Origin of the sequence: Azospirillum endophyticum (genome assembly GCF_016595245.1) — a bacterium.
Taxonomy (GTDB): Bacteria; Pseudomonadota; Alphaproteobacteria; order Azospirillales; family Azospirillaceae; genus Azospirillum; species Azospirillum endophyticum.
Genome location: NZ_JAENHM010000063.1, coordinates 120699 through 140285 on the forward strand (window position 1 = coordinate 120699; position 19587 = coordinate 140285).

At 69.4% G+C, this 19587-nt stretch carries 18 protein-coding genes; 17 read left to right on the forward strand and 1 reads right to left on the reverse strand.

What is annotated here, in order from left to right; genetic code table 11:
- Positions 1–6 precede the first annotated feature (6 nt).
- From JHL17_RS23970 to JHL17_RS24035, 14 genes are all read left to right on the forward strand, one after another.
- Positions 7–1518: an aldehyde dehydrogenase gene (locus JHL17_RS23970; RefSeq protein ID WP_200197032.1), complete on the forward strand. Its 1512-nt coding sequence runs from the start codon at positions 7–9 to the stop codon at positions 1516–1518.
- 45 nt (positions 1519–1563) lie between these two features.
- A complete protein-coding gene (locus JHL17_RS23975) occupies positions 1564–2679 on the forward strand; it encodes an LLM class flavin-dependent oxidoreductase (protein WP_200197033.1) in 1116 nt (371 codons plus the stop codon).
- A gap of 2 nt (positions 2680–2681) precedes the next feature.
- Entirely contained in the window at positions 2682–3509 is an 828-nt protein-coding gene (locus JHL17_RS23980; protein ID WP_200197034.1) for an alpha/beta fold hydrolase, read from the forward strand.
- The gene (locus JHL17_RS23985) at positions 3502–3900 is read left to right on the forward strand and encodes a carboxymuconolactone decarboxylase family protein (protein ID WP_200197035.1); all 399 of its coding nucleotides are present in this window, start codon (positions 3502–3504) and stop codon (positions 3898–3900) included. Before JHL17_RS23980 ends, JHL17_RS23985 begins: the two co-directional genes overlap by 8 nt.
- Positions 3897–4211, forward strand: coding sequence for an NIPSNAP family protein (locus JHL17_RS23990; protein ID WP_200197037.1), 315 nt, complete (start codon positions 3897–3899; stop codon positions 4209–4211). Before JHL17_RS23985 ends, JHL17_RS23990 begins: the two co-directional genes overlap by 4 nt.
- A 157-nt stretch (positions 4212–4368) precedes the next feature.
- Entirely contained in the window at positions 4369–5565 is a 1197-nt protein-coding gene (locus JHL17_RS23995) for a quaternary amine ABC transporter ATP-binding protein (protein WP_345773868.1), read from the forward strand.
- Entirely contained in the window at positions 5558–6520 is a 963-nt protein-coding gene (locus JHL17_RS24000; RefSeq protein WP_200197038.1) for an ABC transporter permease, read from the forward strand. Before JHL17_RS23995 ends, JHL17_RS24000 begins: the two co-directional genes overlap by 8 nt.
- A 223-nt stretch (positions 6521–6743) precedes the next feature.
- On the forward strand, positions 6744–7781 hold the full coding sequence (gene proX, locus JHL17_RS24005; RefSeq protein ID WP_200197039.1) for a glycine betaine/L-proline ABC transporter substrate-binding protein ProX: 1038 nt from the start codon (positions 6744–6746) through the stop codon (positions 7779–7781).
- Positions 7782–7880: 99 nt separating this feature from the next.
- Entirely contained in the window at positions 7881–8477 is a 597-nt protein-coding gene (locus tag JHL17_RS24010) for an amino acid synthesis family protein (RefSeq protein ID WP_247893778.1), read from the forward strand.
- A 269-nt stretch (positions 8478–8746) separates the two neighbouring features.
- The gene (locus tag JHL17_RS24015) at positions 8747–10210 is read left to right on the forward strand and encodes an NAD-dependent succinate-semialdehyde dehydrogenase (protein WP_200197040.1); all 1464 of its coding nucleotides are present in this window, start codon (positions 8747–8749) and stop codon (positions 10208–10210) included.
- A 49-nt stretch (positions 10211–10259) separates the two neighbouring features.
- A complete protein-coding gene (gene gabT / locus JHL17_RS24020; protein ID WP_200197041.1) occupies positions 10260–11564 on the forward strand; it encodes a 4-aminobutyrate--2-oxoglutarate transaminase in 1305 nt (434 codons plus the stop codon).
- Positions 11561–12499, forward strand: coding sequence for a 2-hydroxyacid dehydrogenase (locus JHL17_RS24025; RefSeq protein WP_247893779.1), 939 nt, complete (start codon positions 11561–11563; stop codon positions 12497–12499). Before gabT ends, JHL17_RS24025 begins: the two co-directional genes overlap by 4 nt.
- Complete coding sequence (locus tag JHL17_RS24030; RefSeq protein ID WP_200197042.1) at positions 12499–13758, forward strand: MFS transporter; 1260 nt, start codon at positions 12499–12501, stop codon at positions 13756–13758. Before JHL17_RS24025 ends, JHL17_RS24030 begins: the two co-directional genes overlap by 1 nt.
- 82 nt (positions 13759–13840) lie before the next feature.
- A complete protein-coding gene (locus tag JHL17_RS24035) occupies positions 13841–15634 on the forward strand; it encodes a helix-turn-helix domain-containing protein (protein ID WP_200197043.1) in 1794 nt (597 codons plus the stop codon).
- A gap of 582 nt (positions 15635–16216) precedes the next feature.
- Here the strand turns inward: JHL17_RS24035 and JHL17_RS24040 are convergent.
- Entirely contained in the window at positions 16217–17077 is an 861-nt protein-coding gene (locus JHL17_RS24040; RefSeq protein ID WP_200197044.1) for a LysR family transcriptional regulator, read from the reverse strand.
- A 268-nt stretch (positions 17078–17345) separates the two neighbouring features.
- Between JHL17_RS24040 and JHL17_RS24045 the strand changes: the two genes are divergently transcribed.
- From JHL17_RS24045 to JHL17_RS24055, 3 genes are all read left to right on the forward strand, one after another.
- Complete coding sequence (locus tag JHL17_RS24045; RefSeq protein WP_200197046.1) at positions 17346–17645, forward strand: EthD family reductase; 300 nt, start codon at positions 17346–17348, stop codon at positions 17643–17645.
- A gap of 203 nt (positions 17646–17848) precedes the next feature.
- Complete coding sequence (locus JHL17_RS24050; RefSeq protein ID WP_200197047.1) at positions 17849–18748, forward strand: NAD(P)-dependent oxidoreductase; 900 nt, start codon at positions 17849–17851, stop codon at positions 18746–18748.
- Positions 18745–19569 (forward strand): oxidoreductase, encoded by an 825-nt coding sequence (locus JHL17_RS24055; RefSeq protein WP_200197049.1) that lies wholly within the window; start codon positions 18745–18747, stop codon positions 19567–19569. The genes JHL17_RS24050 and JHL17_RS24055 overlap by 4 nt, the downstream gene beginning before the upstream one ends.
- The last annotated feature ends 18 nt before the right edge of the window (positions 19570–19587 follow it).

The window sequence follows — 19587 nt, forward strand, 5'->3', positions numbered from 1 at the left end:
ACCGCGATGCACACCACCTGCAGGTCGCTCGAAGGCACCCGCCGCGCCCTCTATATCGGCGGACGGTTCGTGGAACCGAAAAGCGGCCGCTACATCCCGAGCTACGACCCCGCCACCGCCGAGCCCTGGTACGAGCTGGCCGACGCCGGTGCCGAGGACGTCGACGCCGCCGTCGCCGCGGCGCGGGCCGCCTTCGCCGATCCGGCCTGGCGGCGGATGACCCAGAGCGACCGCGGCAAGCTGGTGCGCCGTCTGGCCGAGCTGATCCTCGCCAACGCCGAGGAACTGGCGCTGATGGAGACCCGCGACAACGGCAAGCTGATCAAGGAGATGCGCGCCCAGATGCGCGCCATCCCCGACAGCTACGTCTATTTCGCCGGAATGGCCGACAAGCTGCAGGGCGACACCATTCCGGTCAACAAGCTGGACATGCTGAACTTCAACCTGCGCGAACCGCTGGGCGTCGTCGGCATGATCACGCCGTGGAACTCGCCGCTGATGCTGCTGACCGGCACGCTGGCGCCCTGCCTCGCCATCGGCAACACGGTGGTGATCAAGCCGTCGGAACACGCCACCGCCTCCACCCTGGCGCTCGCCGAGCTGGTCACCGAGGCCGGTTTCCCGAACGGCGTCGTCAATGTGGTGACCGGCGGCGGCGCCACCGCCGGCGAGGCGCTGACCCGCCATCCCGGCATCGCCAAGATCGTCTTCACCGGCAGCACCCAGACCGGCAGCCGCATCGCCGCCAATGCCGCCGCCAACCTCGTGCCCTGCCAGATGGAGCTGGGCGGCAAGTCGCCCCACGTGGTGTTCGGCGACGTCGACATCGAGCGGGCGGTGAACGGCGTGGTCGCCGGGGTCTTCGCCGCAGCCGGGCAGACCTGCGTCGCCGGGTCGCGCTGCTTCGTCGAGGCCGCCATCTACGACCGCTTCGTCGAGGCCTTGGTCGCCCGCACCGGGCGCATCACCGTCAACCACCCGATGGAGGAGACCACCGACATCGGCCCGCTCGCCCTGTCGGCCCAGCTCGCCAAGGTCGAGGGCTATGTCGCCTCGGGCCTGCGCGACGGCGCCCGGCTGGCCGCCGGCGGCCGGCGGCCCCAGGCGGCGGGGCTGGAGAAGGGCTGGTACTTCGAGCCGACGGTGCTGGCCGATGCGCGCAACGACATGGACTTCATGCAGGACGAGATCTTCGGCCCGGTGGTCGGCGTGGTACCCTTCGCCTCGGAAGACGAGATGATCGCCATGGCGAACGACACCCGCTACGGCCTGGCGTCGGGCATCTGGACCGGCGACATCGACCGCGCCATGCGCTTCGCCACCCGGATCGACGCCGGCACCGTCTGGATCAACACCTACCGCGCCGCCGCCTACATGTCGTCGAACGGCGGCTTCAAGCAGAGCGGCTACGGCCGGCGCGGCGGCTTCGACGTGATGCGCGAGTTCTCGCGGTCGAAGAACGTCGTCATCGACTATTCCGGCGCCATGCAGGACCCCTTCGTCATCCGGCTGCGCTGATCCGCCCCGACCGGGCTTCGCCTCCCCCGAGAAAAGGACAAGGACATGAAGTTCGCCGTCGCGCTTTCCATGGAGCGCTTCTCACCGGACACGCCGATGAGCGACGTGACCAGCACCATGCTGGAACTGGTGAAGATGGCCGACCAGGGCGGTTTCGAGACCCTGTGGACCGCCGAGCACCACACGATCGAGTGCACGATCTCCCCCAACCCCTTCACCATCCTGACCTGGCTCGGCCAGCACACCGAGCGCATCCGGCTCGGCACCGCCACCCTCGTCGCCCCCTACTGGAGCCCGATCCGGCTGGCCGGCGAAGCGGCGCTCTGCGACCACCTGACCGGCGGCCGGCTGGAGTTCGGCATCGCCCGCGGCGCCTACCAGTACGAGTTCGACCGCATGGCCGGCGGCATGCCCCAGCAGGAGGGCGTCGCCTACATGAAGGAACTGGTGCCAGCGGTGCAGAAGCTGTGGGCCGGCGACTACGCCCATGACGGCCATTACTGGAAGTTCCCGCTGGCGACCTCGGTGCCCAAGCCGTTGCAGGCGCCGCACCCGCGCATCTGGGTGGCGGCCCGCGACCCCGGCACCTTCGACTGGGCCGTCGGCATCGGCGCCAGCATCCTGTCGACGCCGCTGGCCGCCCCGGCGGCCGAGATCGCCGTGCTGGGCGAGAAGTTCCGCAAGGCGGTGGCCGACCATCCGGAAATGCCGCGCCCGCGCTTCATGATGCAGCGCCGCACCTGCTGCTACGAGCGGCCGGAAGAGGCCGAGCTGGCGGTGCGGCACAGCATCGACTACGGACGCAGCTTCGAGAACCTGTTCCAGAACATCGGCACGGTGACCAACGGCTTCCCGACCGCGGTGTCCTACGAGAGCGTCGCCGGCCGCGACAACTACAAGCCGGAAAACGTCCTGAAGAACCTGATGTTCGGCACGCCGGATCAGGTGATCGAAAAGCTGCTGGACTACGAGGCGGCCGGCGTCGACCAGTTCTCGCTCGGCCTCTCCTTCAACCTGCCGGTCGAGCTCCAGCGCAAGACGCTCGACCTGTTCGCCCGCGAGGTGCTGCCGGTCTTCGCCGCGCGCGAGCGCGACCGCCGGCACGAGGAGGAGCGCCGTCTTGCCGCAGCGCCGTCTCGCATGGCCGCGGCGGGGCGCTGACCATGGCCGACTCCCGTCACTTCACGGTCGGGCCGGTGACGCTGAACTACCGGCTCGACGGCCGGGGACCGGAGCCGCTGGTCTGCATCCACGGCGTCGGCTCCTACCTGGAGGCCTGGAGCGGCGTGGCGGAGCGGCTCGCCGACCGCTTCACCATCCTGACCTTCGACCTGCGCGGCCATGGCGGCTCCACCCGGATCAAAGGCCGCTACGAGATCGACGATTTCGTCGGCGAGACGCTGGCGCTGGCCGACCATGTCGGTTTCGGCCGCTTCAACCTGGCTGGATTCTCGCTGGGCGGGCTGATCGCCCAGCGCCTGACCCTGACCCATCCGGAACGCGTCAAGCGGCTGGTTCTGCTGTCCACCGTCGCCGGCCGCAATCCGGAGGAGCGTCGGCGGGTGCTCGACCGTCTGGCGGCCCTGCAGGCCGGGCAGCCCGGCTCGCACTACGACGCCTCGCTGTCGCGCTGGCTGACCGAGGGCTTCCAGGAACGGAACCCGGAGCTGATCCAGGGCTTGCGCGAACGCAACGCCGGGAACGACCCCGCCTGCTATGCCGCCGCCTACCGCGTCCTGGCGGAAACCGATTTCGGCGGCTTCCTCGACCAGATCCGCTGCCCGACCCTGATCGCGACCGGGGAGGAGGACATCGGCTCCAACCCGCGCATGGCGCGCACCATGCACGACAGCATCCCCGGTTCGGAGCTGCACATCCTGCCCGGCCTGCGCCATTCGATCCTGATCGAGGCGCCGGACGCGGTGGCGAGGCTGATGGGGCGCTTCCTGACGCCCGCCGACCACCCCAAGGAGACCGCAAGCCATGGATGAACCCCTGCAACGGGCGGGCGAACGCGTCCGGCGCGACGTGCTCGGCGACGCCTATGTCGACCATGCGATGGCGGCGGCCGACGACTTCTCCCGGCCCTTCCAGCAGATGGTCAACGAATATTGCTGGGGGCAGTGCTGGGCCGACGACGCGCTCGACCGCCGCCAGCGCAGCCTGCTCAACCTCGGCATGATCGCGGCGCTGGGCCGCATGCACGAGTTCGAGCTGCACCTGCGCGGCGCCATCCGCAACGGCCTCTCCGACGCCGAGCTGCAGGCGGCGCTGATCCAGATCGCGGTCTATTGCGGCATTCCCGCCGGCGTCGAGTGCTTCCGCATCGCCCGCAAAATCCGCCAGGAAATCTCCGAAGACGGCACGGGAGGCACGCCATGATCGTCGAGGAACGCATCTACCGCATCCGCTCGGGCAAGCTGCGCGACTATCTGGCGCTGGTGCAGAGCGAAGGGCTGGCGATCCAGCAGCCAATCCTCGGCAACCTGATCGGCTATTTCGTCAGCGAGATCGGCCCGCTCAACCATGTCGTCCACATGTGGGGCTATGCCGATTTCGAGGACCGCACCGCCCGCCGCCAGCAGCTCTCCGAGGATCCGCGCTGGCAGGCCTTCATCCCGAAGCTGGCGGCGCTGATCGAGACGGCGGAAAACCGCATCCTGCTGCCGACTGCCTTCTCGCCCCTGAAATAACGGAACCCCGGCGTCATGCTCCGGTTCGTAGGAACGATAGGGCCGCTTTTCCTTTGTTTCGCTGGAAGACAGGAAGACAAGCAAGTCTTCCTAATGGGCACAAGTAAAAATCTTGAAGACAGGGAAAGCCCACCGAACACAACGATGGGAGACGGTTGTGACAGAACGACTGAGGGTAGAGAATCTCTATAAAGTTTTCTCCAAATCTCCCGATCCGGCTCTGCGGATGTTGGCCGCAGGTGCAAAAAAATCTGAAGTTCTGGCAAAAACCGGAATGGTTGTAGGGTTGAACGACGTTTCACTGTCGGTGCCGAGCGGCGCCATCTATATGGTGATGGGGCTGTCGGGATCGGGAAAGTCCACCCTGGCCCGCTGCATCAACCGGCTGAACGAACCGAGCGCCGGCCGCATCCTGCTGGATGGCCGCGACATCGTCGCCGCCGGCGAGGCGGAACTCCGCGACATCCGCCGCAAGCGCATCTCCATGGTGTTCCAGCATTTCGCCCTGCTGCCCAACCGCACCGTCGCCGAGAACACCGAATTCGGCCTGAAGCTCCAGGGGGTCTCCCCCCAGGCCCGGCGGCGCCGGGCGGAAGAGGTGCTGTCGATCGTCGGGCTGGCGCGCTGGGGCAACCACTACCCCCACGAGCTGAGCGGTGGCATGCGCCAGCGGGTCGGTCTCGCCCGCGCGCTCGCCACCGATGCCGACGTGCTGATCATGGACGAGGCGTTCAGCGCGCTCGACCCGCTGATCCGCACCGAGATGCAGGACGAGCTGCTGCGCCTCCAGCGCACGCTGAAGAAGACCATCCTGTTCATCACCCACGATTTCCAGGAGGCGCTGAAGCTCGGCACGCGGATCGCCATCATGGCCGACGGCGAACTGGTCCGCGAAGGCACGCCCCAGTCGATCGTGCTGGAGCCGGGCAGCGACTACGTCGCCGCCTTCACCCGCGAGGTCGACCGCTCGCGCCTGTTCGACGCCCGCTGGGCGATGACCCCGGTGCAGCCCGTCCCGCTGGCCGCCGGCCTGTGCCTCGCCGAGACGGCCGACGGCGGCGGGCTGGTGCTCGACGACGGCGGCCATGTCGTCGGCGCGCTCGACGCCGACACGCTGCGGGGCCTGCGCGACACCGCCGGCCTCGGGACTGGCGGCCTCGGCACTCTGCGCAAGGAGTTCGTCACGGTGCGCGAGTGCGACAGCCTTCTCGACGCCGCCCGCGCCCACCGGGCCGGACGGCCGATGGCGGTGGTCGACGAGGACGGCCGGCTGACCGGCACGCTCGCCGCCGACCGCATCCTGGCGGGCATCGCCTCCGCCCCTCCTCACCCAGCGGGAGGCCTGCATGCTTGACGCAAACGACCTCAACGTCTTCCCGGTCGACGCCTGGATCCAGGACGGTGTCGCGTGGATCGCCCTGAACCTTCGCCCGCTCTTCCTCGCCATCAAATGGCCGGTCGAGTATGTCCTGAACCTCAACATCTTCCTACTCCAGGAGATCCCCTTCCTCGCCATCGTGGCGGTGGCGGTTCTGCTGGCCTGGCGGCTGGCCAGCCTGGGGGTCGCTTGCTTCAGCGCCGTCGCCCTGGTCGCAATCGCCACGCTGGGCGTCTGGTCGGAGGCGATGACCACCCTGTCGCTGATCACCACCGCCATCGTCATCTGCGCCGCCATCGGCATTCCGATCGGCATCGGCTGCGCCCGCAGCGACCGGATGTGGGGCGTGGTCCGCCCGATCCTCGACATCATGCAGACCACCCCGACCTTCGTGTATCTGGTGCCGGTGGTGATGCTGTTCGGCGTCGGCACGGTGCCGGGCGAGGTGGCGGTGGTGACGGCGGCGGCCCCGCCGCTGATCCGCTTCACCAACCTCGGCATCCGCATGGTCGAGACCGAGATGGTCGAGGCCGGCCTCGCCTTCGGCGCCACCAAGCGCCAGCTTCTGTGGGAGGTCCAGCTCCCGCTGGCCGTGCCGACCATCCTCGGCGGCCTGAACCAGACGGTGCTGACGGCGATGGTGATGTCGGTCGTCGTCGCCATGATCGGGGCGGAAGGTCTTGGGCTGGTGGTGCTCCAGGGCCTCGGGCGGCTCGACGTCGGCCGCGCCGCGGTGGGCGGCATCGCCATCGTCCTGCTGGCGATGATGCTCGACCGCATCACCCAGAAGCTGGCCCAGCCCGGCGGTCCCGGCGGGCGCCCGTTGCTCCGCAGCCTGCGTGCCCTCGTCCGTTCCGGCCGTCCGGCCGACGACAAGGCGACGGCCCGCCCGCCCGCCTCCAATCCGGCGATCTCCAGTCCGGACCAGTGATCCAGACCTCGGGACCGCTCCCTGGCCCCTCTCCCCTTGCGGGAGAGGGGTTGGGGTGAGGGGTTGCAAACTTGATTTCCGAGGCCTGTGGCCTCTGCACCCCTCATCCCAACCCTTCTCCCGCAAGGGGAGAAGGGCATTCGCAGCGCAATGTCGTCGCTTAAAATCTCATATGCGATTGCCTCACCCGAATCCCGTCCCGACCCCGATCGAGGAAACCGCCATGCCCTTCTTCCCCAAGTCGGTCGCCAAGTCCCTCTCCGTCGCCGCCTTCCTCGCCGCGGCCTGCGTCCAGCCGTCCCTGGCCGCCGACCAGCCCGGCAAGGGCAAGACCATCCGCTACGCCCAGTCGGACAGTCTCGGCGCCAACTACGTCACCGCCCAGATCGTCACCGCCGCCTTCAAGGAACTGGGATATTCGGTCAAGCTCAGCACGCTGAGCACGACCCTGTTCTTCCAGGCGGCGGCTCAGGGCGACCTCGACATCGCCACCGACATCAACTTCCCCCAGCGCGAGCCCGCCTTCCGCAAGGTGGAGCAGCAGGCGACCATCGTCGGCGGCGGCCTGATCAAGGAGGGCGGCGTCAACGGCTACCTGATCGACAAGAAGACGGCCGACGCCCACCACATCACCTCGCTGGAGCAGATGAAGGACCCGAAGATCGCCGCGCTGTTCGGCAAGGGCGGCAAGGCGGATCTGGTCAACTGCGATCCCGGCTGGAGCTGCGGCGACGTGGTCGACTTCCAGCTCGACAAGTTCGGCCTGAAGGACACGGTGACTTCGGTCCGCGGCAAGTACGAGCCGCTGATGGTGGAGGCGGTCGCCCGCGTCCGTCGCGGCGAGCCCGCCTTCTTCTACGCCTGGAGCCCGTCCTGGGTCACCAACACGCTGGTCCCCGGCAAGGACGTGGTCTGGCTGCCCACCCCGTTCGACGCCCTGCCCCCGTCGGTGCCCAACAAGGGCACGGCGCTGGTCAGCGGCGTGTCGGGCTGCGCCGGCGGCGCCGATCCCTGCCGGATGGCCATGGCCTCCTGGAACTGGAACACCGTCGCCAACCGGGACTTCATCGCCGCCAACCCGGCGGTGAAGGCGCTGGTCGAGAACATCGGCTTCCCGCTGCAGATGTGGGCCGCCTGGGAGCGCAGCATCAGCGAGAAGGGCGCCAGCGAAAGCCATATCCGCGCGCTCGCCCAGGAGTGGCTCGCCGCCAACAAGCCGACCTTCGAGCAGTGGGTCGCCAGCGCCAGGGCGGCGAGCTGACCCGACATCCAACGCTCCCCAGTTTCCACCCCCCCGAAGCCGCCGGCCGTCCCCGGTCCGGCCGGCTCCGGGACCGGACATCAGAGAATCGGACAGGACATGATGGACATCGGACTGCGCAAGATCTCCACCTTCATCGAGGAGATCATCGTCGAGGGCGGCAAGCCGGCCGAACGGCCGATCACGTCGGTCGTCGTCGCCGCCGTGCTGCGCAACCCCTGGGCCGGCCAGGGCTTCGTCGAGAATTTGCGGCCGGAGATCCTGCGGGTGGCCCCGCAGCTGGGGGCCGAGATGACGCGGCGCCTGGTCGCCCTGATGCCGGCTGCGCGCATCGAGGCTTACGGCAAGGCCGCGTCGGTCGGCGTCAACGGCGAGATCGAGCACGCCTCCGCCCTGATCCACACGCTGCGCTTCGGCAACATGTTCCGCGAAGCGGCGCAGGGCACCACCTTCCTCAGCTTCACCAACACCCGCAACGCCCCGGGCGCCCTGCTCGCCCTGCCGATGATCCACAAGACGGAGACCGGCAAGCGGGCGCATTTCCTGACCGCCAATTTCCAGGTTCCCGACTCCCCCGGTCCCGACGAGCTGCTGGTCGCCATCGGCGCGTCGGACGGCAGCCGCGCCCATCCCCGCATCGGCGACCGCTTCCTCGACATGGAGGAGATGGAGGCGGAAAAGGCCGGCGCCCGCTGAGGCAGGGCAATCGCATATGGGAATTATGATCCTATGCAAGGATGCTCGTCATTCCCGCGAAGGCGGGAATCCAGCCATCTCAGCCACTGTGCACGAGAGTTTACTGGATCCCCGCCTTCGCGGGGATGACGGAAGTCCCTTCATAGGACGCTAGATTTCAAATGCGATCACCCTGCCCGCTGAGGATCCGCCTGCCGATCATCCCCTCCCCCGCCCCTCCATCCGCCGGCCGGCGCGCCCGGCTCCAAACCCACCGAGGCTTTCCCGACATGGTGCTGCAACGCTTGCGTGACCCCTCCCTCCTGGCCGAACGGGCCTATGCCGGGGGTGCCTGGATCGATGCCGACGACGGCGCCGTCCTGCCGGTCACCGATCCCGCCACCGGCACCGTCATCGCCCGCGTCCCGGCTCTGGGGGCCGGCGAGACCCGCCGCGCGATCGCGGCCGCCGACGCCGCTTGGCCGGCATGGCGCGGCCGGACGGCGGCCGAACGCGCCGCTTTGCTCGAAGCCTGGCACGGGCTGATGCTCGACAACCTCGAAGACCTCGCCGTCATCATGACCGCCGAGCAGGGCAAGCCGCTGGCCGAGGCGCGCGGCGAGATCCGCTACGGCGCCAGCTTCGTCAAATGGTTCGCCGAGGAGGCGCGGCGCGTCTATGGCGACATCATCCCCGCTCCGGCCGGCGACCGCCGCATCCTGGCGCTGAAGCAGCCGGTCGGGGTGAGCGCCGCCATCACGCCCTGGAATTTCCCCAATGCGATGATCACCCGCAAGGCGGCCCCGGCGCTCGCTGCCGGCTGCCCCGTCCTGGTCAAGCCGTCGGACCTGACGCCGCTGTCGGCGCTGGCGCTGGCCGTCCTGGCCGAACGGGCGGGGTTGCCGGCGGGAGTCTTCTCCCTCCTGACCGGCGCGCCGGAGGGGATCGGCGGCGAGCTGACCGCCAACCCGACGGTGCGCAAGCTGTCCTTCACCGGATCGACCCGCGTCGGTCGCCTGCTGATGCGGCAATGCGGCGACACGGTGAAGCGGCTCAGCCTGGAGCTGGGCGGCAATGCGCCCTTCATCGTCTTCGACGACGCCGACCTCGACCTCGCCGTCGCCGGGGTGATGGCCAGCAAGTTCCGCAATGCCGGCCAGACCTGCGTCTGCGCCAACCGCATCCTGGTGCAGGACGGCATCCACGACCGCTTCGCCGCACGGCTCGCCGCCGAGGCCGAGCGGCTGGCGGTCGGCAACGGCTTCGAGGACGGAGTCGCCATCGGTCCGCTGATCAACCGCACCGCGGTCGAGAAGGTCGCCGACCATGTCGCCGACGCCCTGGATCGCGGCGCGCGCTGCCTGACCGGCGGCCTTCCCTCCGGCGACGGCCTGTTCGTCCGGCCCACCGTGCTGGCCGGCGCCACCGCCGGCATGCGGGTGGCGGTGGAGGAGACCTTCGGCCCGGTCGCCCCGCTCTTCCGCTTCCACAGCGAGCAGGAAGCGCTGGCGCTGGCCAACGACACGCCCTTCGGGCTCGGCGCCTATTTTTATACGCGAGACATCGCCCGCTCCTGGCGGGTCGCCGAACGGCTGGAGTTCGGCATGGTCGGGCTGAACACCGGCGTCATTTCCATGGAAGTCGCTCCGTTCGGCGGCGTCAAGCAGTCGGGCCTGGGCCGCGAAGGGTCCAAATACGGCCTCGACGAGTATCTGGAGATCAAGGCCTTCCATATCGGCGGGCTCGACGCCTGACCGCCTCCCGTTCCCCGACAGCCCCCGACACCCCGAGGACTTCCCCTTGATGCCCGTCCCTGCCGAAGCCACCCCCGCCCTGCTCGAACGCCGTGCCCTGAACGTCGCCCGCGGCGTCGCCACCGCCCATCCCATCGTCGCCGCCCGTGCCGACGGCGCCGAGCTGTGGGACGTCGACGGCCGCCGCTACCTGGACTTCGTCGGCGGGATCGGCGTCCTCAACGTCGGCCACAACCACCCGGCCGTCGTCGCCGCGGTGACGGCGCAGTTGCAGGCCGTCACCCACCCCTGCTTCCAGGTCGCCGCCTATGAGCCCTACATCGCATTGGCCGAGGCGCTGAACCGGCTCGTCGGCGGCGGCGAGCCCCACAAGAGCGCCTTTTTCACCTCGGGCGCGGAGGCGGTGGAGAACGCGGTCAAGATCGCCCGCGCCCATACCGGCCGGCCGGGGGTGGTCGCCTTCCGCGGCGCCTTCCACGGGCGCACCCTGCTGGGCGTCAGCCTCACCGGCATGAGCCAGCCCTACAAGCAGAATTTCGGTCCCTTCCCCTCGGGGATCACCCATATCCCCTATCCGGATCCCTACCGCGGCGTCACCGGCGAGATGGCGCTCGCCGCCCTGGAGGAGGTGTTCGCGACCGAGATGGCGCCGGACCGCGTCGCCGCCGTCATCATCGAGCCGGTGCAGGGCGACGGCGGCTTCCTGGCCGCCCCGCCGGAGTTCCTGCGGGCGCTGCGCGATCTCACCGAACGCCACGGCATCCTGTTGATCGCCGACGAGATCCAGGCCGGCTTCGGCCGCACCGGCACCATGTTCGCCCATCAGCATGCCGGCATCCGGCCCGACCTGGTGACGGTGGCCAAGAGCCTGGCCGGCGGCTTCCCGATCTCCGGCGTGGTCGGCAGGGCCGCGGTGATGGACGCGCCGACGCCCGGTGGTCTCGGCGGCACCTATGGCGGCAACGCGCTCGCCTGTGCCGCCGCCCTGGCGGTGATCGGCCTGTTCGAGGACGGCAGCCTGCTGGAACGCGCCCGCTCGCTGGGGGACCAGCTGCGGGGCGGCCTGCTGCGCCTGCAGCGCGACCATGCCTGCATCGGTGAGGTGCGCGGGCTGGGCTTCATGCTGGCGATGGAGATCGTCGCCGACCCGGCCACCAAGCGGCCGGACGCCGATCTGGCCCAGCGCATCATCGACCGGGCGCGCGATGGCGGCCTGCTGGTCATCAAATGCGGCGTGCACCGCAACGTCGTGCGCTTCCTCGCCCCGCTGGTGACCACGCCGTCCCAGGTCGACGAGGCGCTGGGCATCCTCGACATTGCCCTCTCCGACGCCGGTGCCGGCACCCGGACATGAGCCGTCCGATGACGCTGCTGTTCTGTTCGGGCATCGACAATGCCGGCCTGTGGCGCGAGGCCCTGCACCGCCGCCTTCCCGACGTGACGCTGCGGGTCTGGCCGGAGGTCGGCGACCCGGACGACATCGACATGGCGCTGGTGTGGCAGCCGCCGCCCGGCATCTTCGCCGGGCTGGCCAAGCTGCGGCTGGTGATGTCGCTCGGCGCCGGGGTCGAGACGCTGCTGGCCGACCCGTCGCTTCCCGACGTGCCGCTCGTCCGCATGATGGCGGACAGCCTGAGCGACGACATGGCCGGCTTCGTGGCGCTCCAGGTTCTGCGCTGGCACCGCCATTCCGACGAATTCGACGCCGCGCAGGCGGCGGGGGTCTGGCGCTGGCTGCCCTACCGGCCGGCCCGCGAGGTCACGATCGGGCTGCTCGGGCTGGGGGAACTGGGACGTGCCGCCGCAGGCGCCCTGGGGGCGCTGGGATACCGCGTCCTCGGCTGGAGCCGGTCGCCGAAGCGGCTGGACGGCGTGGAGTGCTTCGCCGGCCCCGACGGGCTGGAGGCGATGCTGCCGCGGTGCGACCAGCTGGTCTGCCTGCTGCCGCTGACCGCCGACACCCGCGGCATCCTGGACCGGCGCCTGTTCGACCGCCTGCCGGCCGGGGCCGTCCTGGTCAATGCCGGGCGCGGCGACCATCTGGTCGAGGCCGACCTGCTCGACGCCCTCGACCGCGGCCGGCTGGCCGGCGCCAGCCTGGACGTGTTCAGCGAGGAGCCGCTGCCGGCCGGCCATCCCTTCTGGCGCCATCCGCGCATCCGCGTCTCCCCCCACAGCGCCGCCGCCACCCACCCGGCCCAGGCGGTCGAGCAGGTGGCGGCGACCCTGGCGGCCTTCCGCGACGGGCGGCCGCTGGCCAACCGGGTCGACCGGGGACGCGGCTATTGATGCCGCCGCTGCTGCCGGTGATGGCCGCCGCCGTCCTGCTGCAGGCCGGCAACGGGCTGCTCCAGGCCCTGCTGCCGCTGCGCATGCAGGCGCAGGGCCTGTCGGCGGCCGACATCGGCATGGTGGCGTCGGCCTACGGCGTCGGCTTCGCCGCCGGTTGCCTGGCGGCGCCCAGGGTCGTCCGCCGGCTCGGCTTCGTCCGCGCCTATGCCGGGCTGGCGGCGCTGATGGCGATCCTTGCCTTGGCCCTGCCGCTGGCCGGCGGCAGCGTCGGCTGGGTGCTGCTGCGCGCGCTGACCGGCGTCGGCTTCGCCGGGCTGTTCACGGTGATCGAGGGGTGGATCGGCTCCGGGGCGCAGGACGGCAACCGCGGGCGGATCCTGGCGGTCTACATGGTCACCACCAAGCTGGCGCTGATGGCCGGCCCCCTGCTGCTCGATCCCGGCGGCGACCAGCCCTCCCGGCTGCTGATCCTGCTGATCCTGCTGTCGGTCCTGCCGATCGCCGTCACCCGGCCGGTCCGGCCGGCCCTGCCGACCGCCGTCTCGCTCGACCTGCGCGGGCTGTTCAGGCTGGCGCCGTCGGCCCTGGTCGGCTGCTTCGCGGTCGGCGTGGTGACCGGCACGATGATCGCGTTCGCCCCGCTGTATGGCTTGCGCATCGGCCTGTCGGAACCGGCCGCCGCCGCCCTGCTCGTCGCCCTCCAGGGCGGCAGCCTCCTCGCCCAATGGCCGCTCGGCGCGCTGTCGGACCGGCGGGACCGCCGCGTCGTGATCGCCGCCGTGGCCGCGACCGGCGCCGTCCTGTCCGCCGGGCTGGCGCTGCTGCCAGCCGGCAGCCCGGCCTGGCTGGTCTGGACGGGGTTCGCCCTGTGGGGCAGCCAGGTCCTGTGCATCTACGCCCTGTGCGTCGCCCACGCCTGCGACGTGGTGCCGTCGGGCCGCATCGTCCCCACGGTCAGCGGCCTGCTGGTGGTCTGGGCCGCCGGAGCGATGGTCGGCCCGGTGCCGGGCGCCCTGCTGATGGACAGGATCGGCCCGTCGGGCCTGTTCGTCTACGCCGCCGCCGGCTGCGCCGCGCTGGCCGGCTTCGTCCTGATCCGCCGCGCCCTGCGGGAGCGGGATCGGGCGCCCGGCCGGCCGGCCTTCCGCCCGCTGCCGCCCGACAGCCTGACCGGCGCGGCGATCTCCGGCCCCCGGCCGTTCGTTGATCCCTCCGGCATCGCGCCACCCGGTGCCGAGCCGCCGGACGGGCGCTGACGTTCCGCTTTTTCCGAGCGCCGTCGTCGGGTTAGAGTCGGTCGAAACCGGGCCCCGAGCCCAGCCGTTCGGCGGAGGAACATTGGTCGAGACGTCGCGCATCCAGTCGCTGCGCGTGGTGGCAAGCCTGATCAATTCGGGCGGAGATCTGGCGACGGTGCTCCAGCGCCTGGTCCTGGCCGCCTGCCGGCATGCCAACTGGTCGATGGGGTCGATCATGGCGGTCGACGTCGAGCACGGCTATGCCCTGGTCGTCGTCCGCCACGACCCGACGCTGATCCAGCGCCCGCTGCCCGACCGCTGGGAGCTGGCGACCAGCCCGTCGCTGGTCGCCCTGCGGCGGAACGAGCCGATCTTCATCCCCGACGCCCGGGTGTCGGAGGAGTTTCCCGGCTATCGCCGGGAGGCCTTCGAGCGCGACTACCACAGCGTGCTGGTCGTGCCGATGAACTGCACCGACGACAGCGGCCGGCCGCTGGTGCTGAGCGTCGTGTCCCGCGGCATCATCGAGGTGAGCGAGGAGGATCTGGCCTTCATCGGCATGATCGTCCAGCTCGGCGAGATCGCGGTGGAACGCCAGCATCGGCTGCGCGCCGAGACCCTGGCCGCCGAACGCCTGCAGCGGGCGCTGGAAGTGAACACCTCGCTGCTGCGGCAGGCGCTGGAGGACGGGGCGATGACCACCCTTCTGCCCCGCATCCGCGATCTGCTGCCCTATTCCATCGTCATCGCCGACTTCACCGCCAACCTCGTCACCGCCGACCGGGCGCCCTGCGGCAGCGACATCGGCGATGCCGACTGGCAGGCGGCGGTCGCGGCCGAGCTCGGCCCCTCGATCATGAAGGCGGCGCGCGACGCGATCGACCATCCCGCCGCCGCCGAGGCGACCCTGTTCTGGGAGGTCGGCGGCAAGCGCATCCGGACGGCGCCGCGCATCGACCCGCTGACCGCCGACGGCGAGGTGGTCGGCGCGCTGATGATCTTTCCGGGCCCGCAGCCTTACGGCCAGGCCGATCAGCTCCTGCTCGACGGCATCAAGCATGCCCTTAGCATCCAGATGCTGCGCAACGTCATCCGCTTCCGCTACGAGAACCGGACATTGACCGACCTGTTCCTGGAACTGGTGGAGCGGCGATGGCGGGACCCCCTTGACATCGGGCAACGCGCGCTGCGGCTCGGCCTCAACCTCGATCTACCGACCCAGATGATCGTGGTCGGCCTGCCCGGCCGCAGTCCGCGGGCGGTGAGCGCGGCGGCCGACCTCCACCTCCCGGTCCAGCGGCTGCTGGCGCTGCACGGGGTCGCCGGCACGCTCGTCACCGTTCCGGCCGGACTGGTCTGCCTCATCCCCGCCGTCGACGAGCGGAGCCAGGGACCGGTCAAGCGGCTGATGGCGCAGATCGCGCGGTCGGTCGCCGACCTCCTGCATGCCGAACCCTTCGTCGTGCTGACGAGCCGCTGTACCGCCCCGCCGGACTATGCGGAGGCGTGGGAGCGCTCCTGGCGGATGATCCGGATCGCCGAGGAGTTCGGCCGCCCCGGCGTCCTCGACGCCCGGCAGTTCGGCCCGCTGCCGATGCTGCTGGCCGCAGCGAACACCCACGAGGTGCGCGGCTACGTCGCCGACAGCATCGGCGCCCTCATCGACTACGACCGCCAGCATGGGACGCCCTATCTGGAGACGCTTACCGCCTATCTGAAGACGGGGTGCCGCACCAAGGCCTGCGCCGACCAGCTCGGCCTGCACGTCACCACCCTGCGCTACCGGCTGACGCGGATCGCCGAGCTGTTCGGCATCGACGTCGAAAGCCCGGACCGGCGTTTCTCGGTGGAACTCGCCATTCACCTGAGCGGGGTCATCGACCGGTCCACCTGATCCCGCGGGGGCTCTGCCGGCTCCTGCGCCCACGGGACGACCTTGCAGCAGAGCCCGCCGCCGCCCAGGGCGTCCAGTCCAACACCCTGTCCTTGTACAGCAGCCGTCACTCCCGTCAGCAGTTCGGAGTGACGATGCCGGAGTGGCGCGTCCCCGACCTGCTCTGCGAACGGGGCCGCTTCGGGCGCAAGACCGGCGCCGGCTATTACCTCTATCCGGCCGGCAACCGGCGGCACTCGACTGCATCGGCCGGTTCGCCCGCGGCTACCAGGGATGGGCCTGGGAACCGGCGCCGCTGCTCGCCGACCTTGCCGCGAAAGGTGGCAGCTTCGCGGCGCTGAACGGATAAACGGACCATACGCGCCTGATGCGCTCAGCCGGGGTCCGTCGGGGGCAGATTGGAAAAGGGCGGTCGGGAGCGGATTTCGGGATAGCCTCACCTTCCGAGGGTCGGCCGCAGGCCCGTTCCCTCGGTCCGTCTTGCCTGACCTTCCCTCTCGGGAGAGGCCGAGCGGCCGCAAACACCCATTCTCGGTCATCGCCTCGGGATTGCCTTCATCTCGATCCTCTCCGGGCCGCACATCATGCGGTCGCATTCACGAGATGGTCCGATACGGTCGAGATGAACGCACGAAGACGCTGAAGACGCCGCAGGTCCCGGTGATATCCGATCCAGATGTCCCGCGCCGGCGGCGGCGTCGGCAGTTCCAGTCTGCGGATACCGGGGATCTGATTGCCGACCACGCGGGGCAGGATGGCGATGCCGACGCCTTGCCTGCACATGCGCCCCTGGACGTTGCGGTTGTTCGATCGCAAGACCGGTCTCGCATTGGGGAAGCTCTCGATGAGCCACGCGATGTCGGGGAAATGGCCCGTGGACGTGTCGTGGGTGATCAGCCGGAACCCGGTCCCATCGCCATAGTTCGGCTCCGGCGCCTCTTCCGCGATGTAAACGCCATACTCGAGGCGGAAGAGCCGTCGCTGAACGACGTCGGCAGTGTCGAAGGGAATGATGCGGAAGGCGACGTCGGCCTCCCGCTGGGCGAGGTTGAACAGGCGCGTGCCGGTCAGGATCTCGACGTCGACATTGGGGTGGGCCTTCGAGAAATCCGCCAGGATGGGAGGCAGGACATAGGCGCCGAACCAATCCGCGGATGAAATGCGCAGATTGCCCTTGAGATTCCGCTCCTGCCCCGCAAGCCGGCGCTCCATCGCCAGCGCGCTTTCTTCCATCTGCTCCGCCAGCGCGATGATCCCGTGGCCCTCTTCGGTCAGAACGAGACCGTCCGCGGTGCGCTGGAAGAGCGTGTGACCGATCGCCTGCTCCAGGGCGCGGAGGCGCCGGCCGACGGTCGGATGGCTTGTCTGGAGGGAACGCGCGGCGGCACCGAGCGTGCCGGACCGCGCAATGGCGAGAAAGACTCTGACGTCACTCCATTCCATCACGCCCACCCACACAAAAATGAACGCCGAGAGTACAGTTATGTCACTTACGGAACAAATCTAAATGCCTAGATTGCTCTCAGCGTCTGGGGATGGGCCCTGCTGCGGATCCGCCAGACCCATGCGGGCCGCCGCTCGAGTGAAGGAAACGTGACCCTGGCTGCGGCACCCCGGGGGGAAGCTCGTCCGGACCGAACAGAAAGGATTTTCCTGAGGGGTCGCGGAACGCGGCGGCCCGCCTCGCTACTCGCGCATGAGGACTTCGACGATGATCACGATGTTGGTGACCTATGCGGGCGATGAGAAAACGCCATTCGACCGCGATTATTGGATCGACGTGCACTTCCCGCTCGTCCGGGAAAGCTGGGAACGGTATGGGCTGGTCAGCGCCGGCGGGTTCTTCCCGCAAGGTGATGGTGCCGGGTTGATCGCGGTCGGGGTCGTCACCTTCCGCGACGAAGCCGCCATGGAAGCGGCGCTCAATTCGCCGGAAACCGCCCGGGTCATGGCTGACGTCGGCATCGTCACCGCCGTCAAACCGCGGCGCAGCATCGCGACGCCGCTCTGACCAGAGCCGCAATGATCGGCGGTGCCTTCCATGCGCTCAGCGGGGCGTGCGCCGATGCCGGCCAACCTGCTCGCGCCTTCGTTATGGCTCTCCTCTGCATGGCCACCAGCCGACCCGTCGGCGCAGGCCTCGGCCTCATGATCGCCCGGCAGCCGGCGTCCGGTCCCGCGCACAGCCCTCATCAGAATGACAGGAGAAAGACCATGCAGATCGGATTCATCGGTCTCGGCAATATGGGCTCGGCAATGGCCCTGAACCTCGTGAAGGCAGGCCATGAGGTGCGGGCCTGGAACCGCAGCGAGGTCGCGCAGAAAAGCGTTCCCGGGGTAACGCTGGTCAAGAGCGCGGCGGATGCCTTCCAGACCGACGCCGTCTTCACGATGCTATCCGACGACCCTGCCATTCGGCAGGTGATCCTCGATGCCGGCCTGCTGGTAAGCGCGCGGCCAGGGCTGATCCATGTCGTCACCTCGACGATCTCGGTCGCTTTCGCGCGGGAGCTGGAGCTGCTGCACGAGGAGGCAGGCCTTGGCTATGTGTCCGCACCGGTCCTCGGGCGGCCGAACGTGGCGGCGAGCGGCCAGCTCAACATCCTGGCGGCCGGAAAGGCCGATGCCGTTGCCGCGATCGAGCCGCTGCTCGCTTCACTCGGCAAGAAGGTCTGGAAGCTGGGGGAGAATCCCGCTCGGGCGAATGCGGCGAAGCTCGCCTGCAATATGATGATCGCCATGGCCATCGAGGCGATGGCCGAAGGTGTCGTGCTGACCGAGAGCGTCGGCCTCGACCGTGCGGATTTCTTCGAACTCATCCTGGGCACCCTTTTCTCGGGTCGCGCCTATGAGAGCTACAGCGCGCAGATCGCGGAACGGTCGTTCGAGCCGGGTTTCAAAGCCGAGCTCGCGCTCAAGGACATGCGTCTCGCGACCGAGGCCGGCAACGAGATCGGACGCACGCTCCCGATGCTCGAAGCCGTCCGCGAGGGGCTCGGCAAAGCCGTCTCGGCGGGTTTCGGGAAGAAGGATTGGTCGATCATGGCCGACATGACGGTTCGCGGCGGCGCCAGCTCGGCGTCGTCTGAAAGCAACCCGGAGAAGAAACAATGAAGACCTGGCTCATCACCGGCTGCTCAAGCGGCTTCGGACGGCGCCTCGCGCTCGCTGCGGCACGACGCGGCGATCGGGTCATCGCGACGGCGCGCAATGTCGAAACGATCGAAGACATGGCCGGGCCTTTCGACGGCCGCATGATCACCGTGCCGCTGGACGTGACGGATGCCGCGGCAGCCAGGGCAGCGGTCGCAACGGCGGTCGAGACCTTCGGCGGGTTCGACGTGCTCGTGAACAATGCCGGCTACGGCCTGTTCGGCGCGATCGAGGAAGGCACGCCCGAAGAGTATCGGCCGATGTTCGAGGTGAACGTCTTCGGTCTGATCGAAACCACCAGGGCCGCCCTGCCCGTCCTGCGACGTTCGGGCGGAACGATCGTCACCATGTCGTCCGGCGCCGGCATCGCGGGCAGCGGCGGCGGAGGGTATTACAACGCCGCCAAATTCGCCGTGGAAGGGATTTCCGAAGCGCTCGCCGGCGAGCTGGCGCCGTTCGGCATCCGCGTGCTGATCGTCGAGCCCGGGCCGTTCCGCACCGATTTCCTTGGCCGTTCGATCAGGATGGCGGCCAACGAGATGCCGGAATACGCCGCGAGCTCGCGCAGGCGCTACCGCGAAACCAACGACGGCAATCAGGCGGGCGATCCCGACAAGGCGATCGCGGTGATCCTGCAGGCCGTCGACGCCAAGGACGCCCCGCTTCACCTGCCGCTCGGTCCCATCGCGCACGCGATCGCCGAGCGGAAGCTGGCTGCGTTCCGCAACGATATCGACGCTTGGCGCGACCTCTCGATCGCCACCGATTTCGATCGGCCCTGAACGCCGGCCGTACGCTCC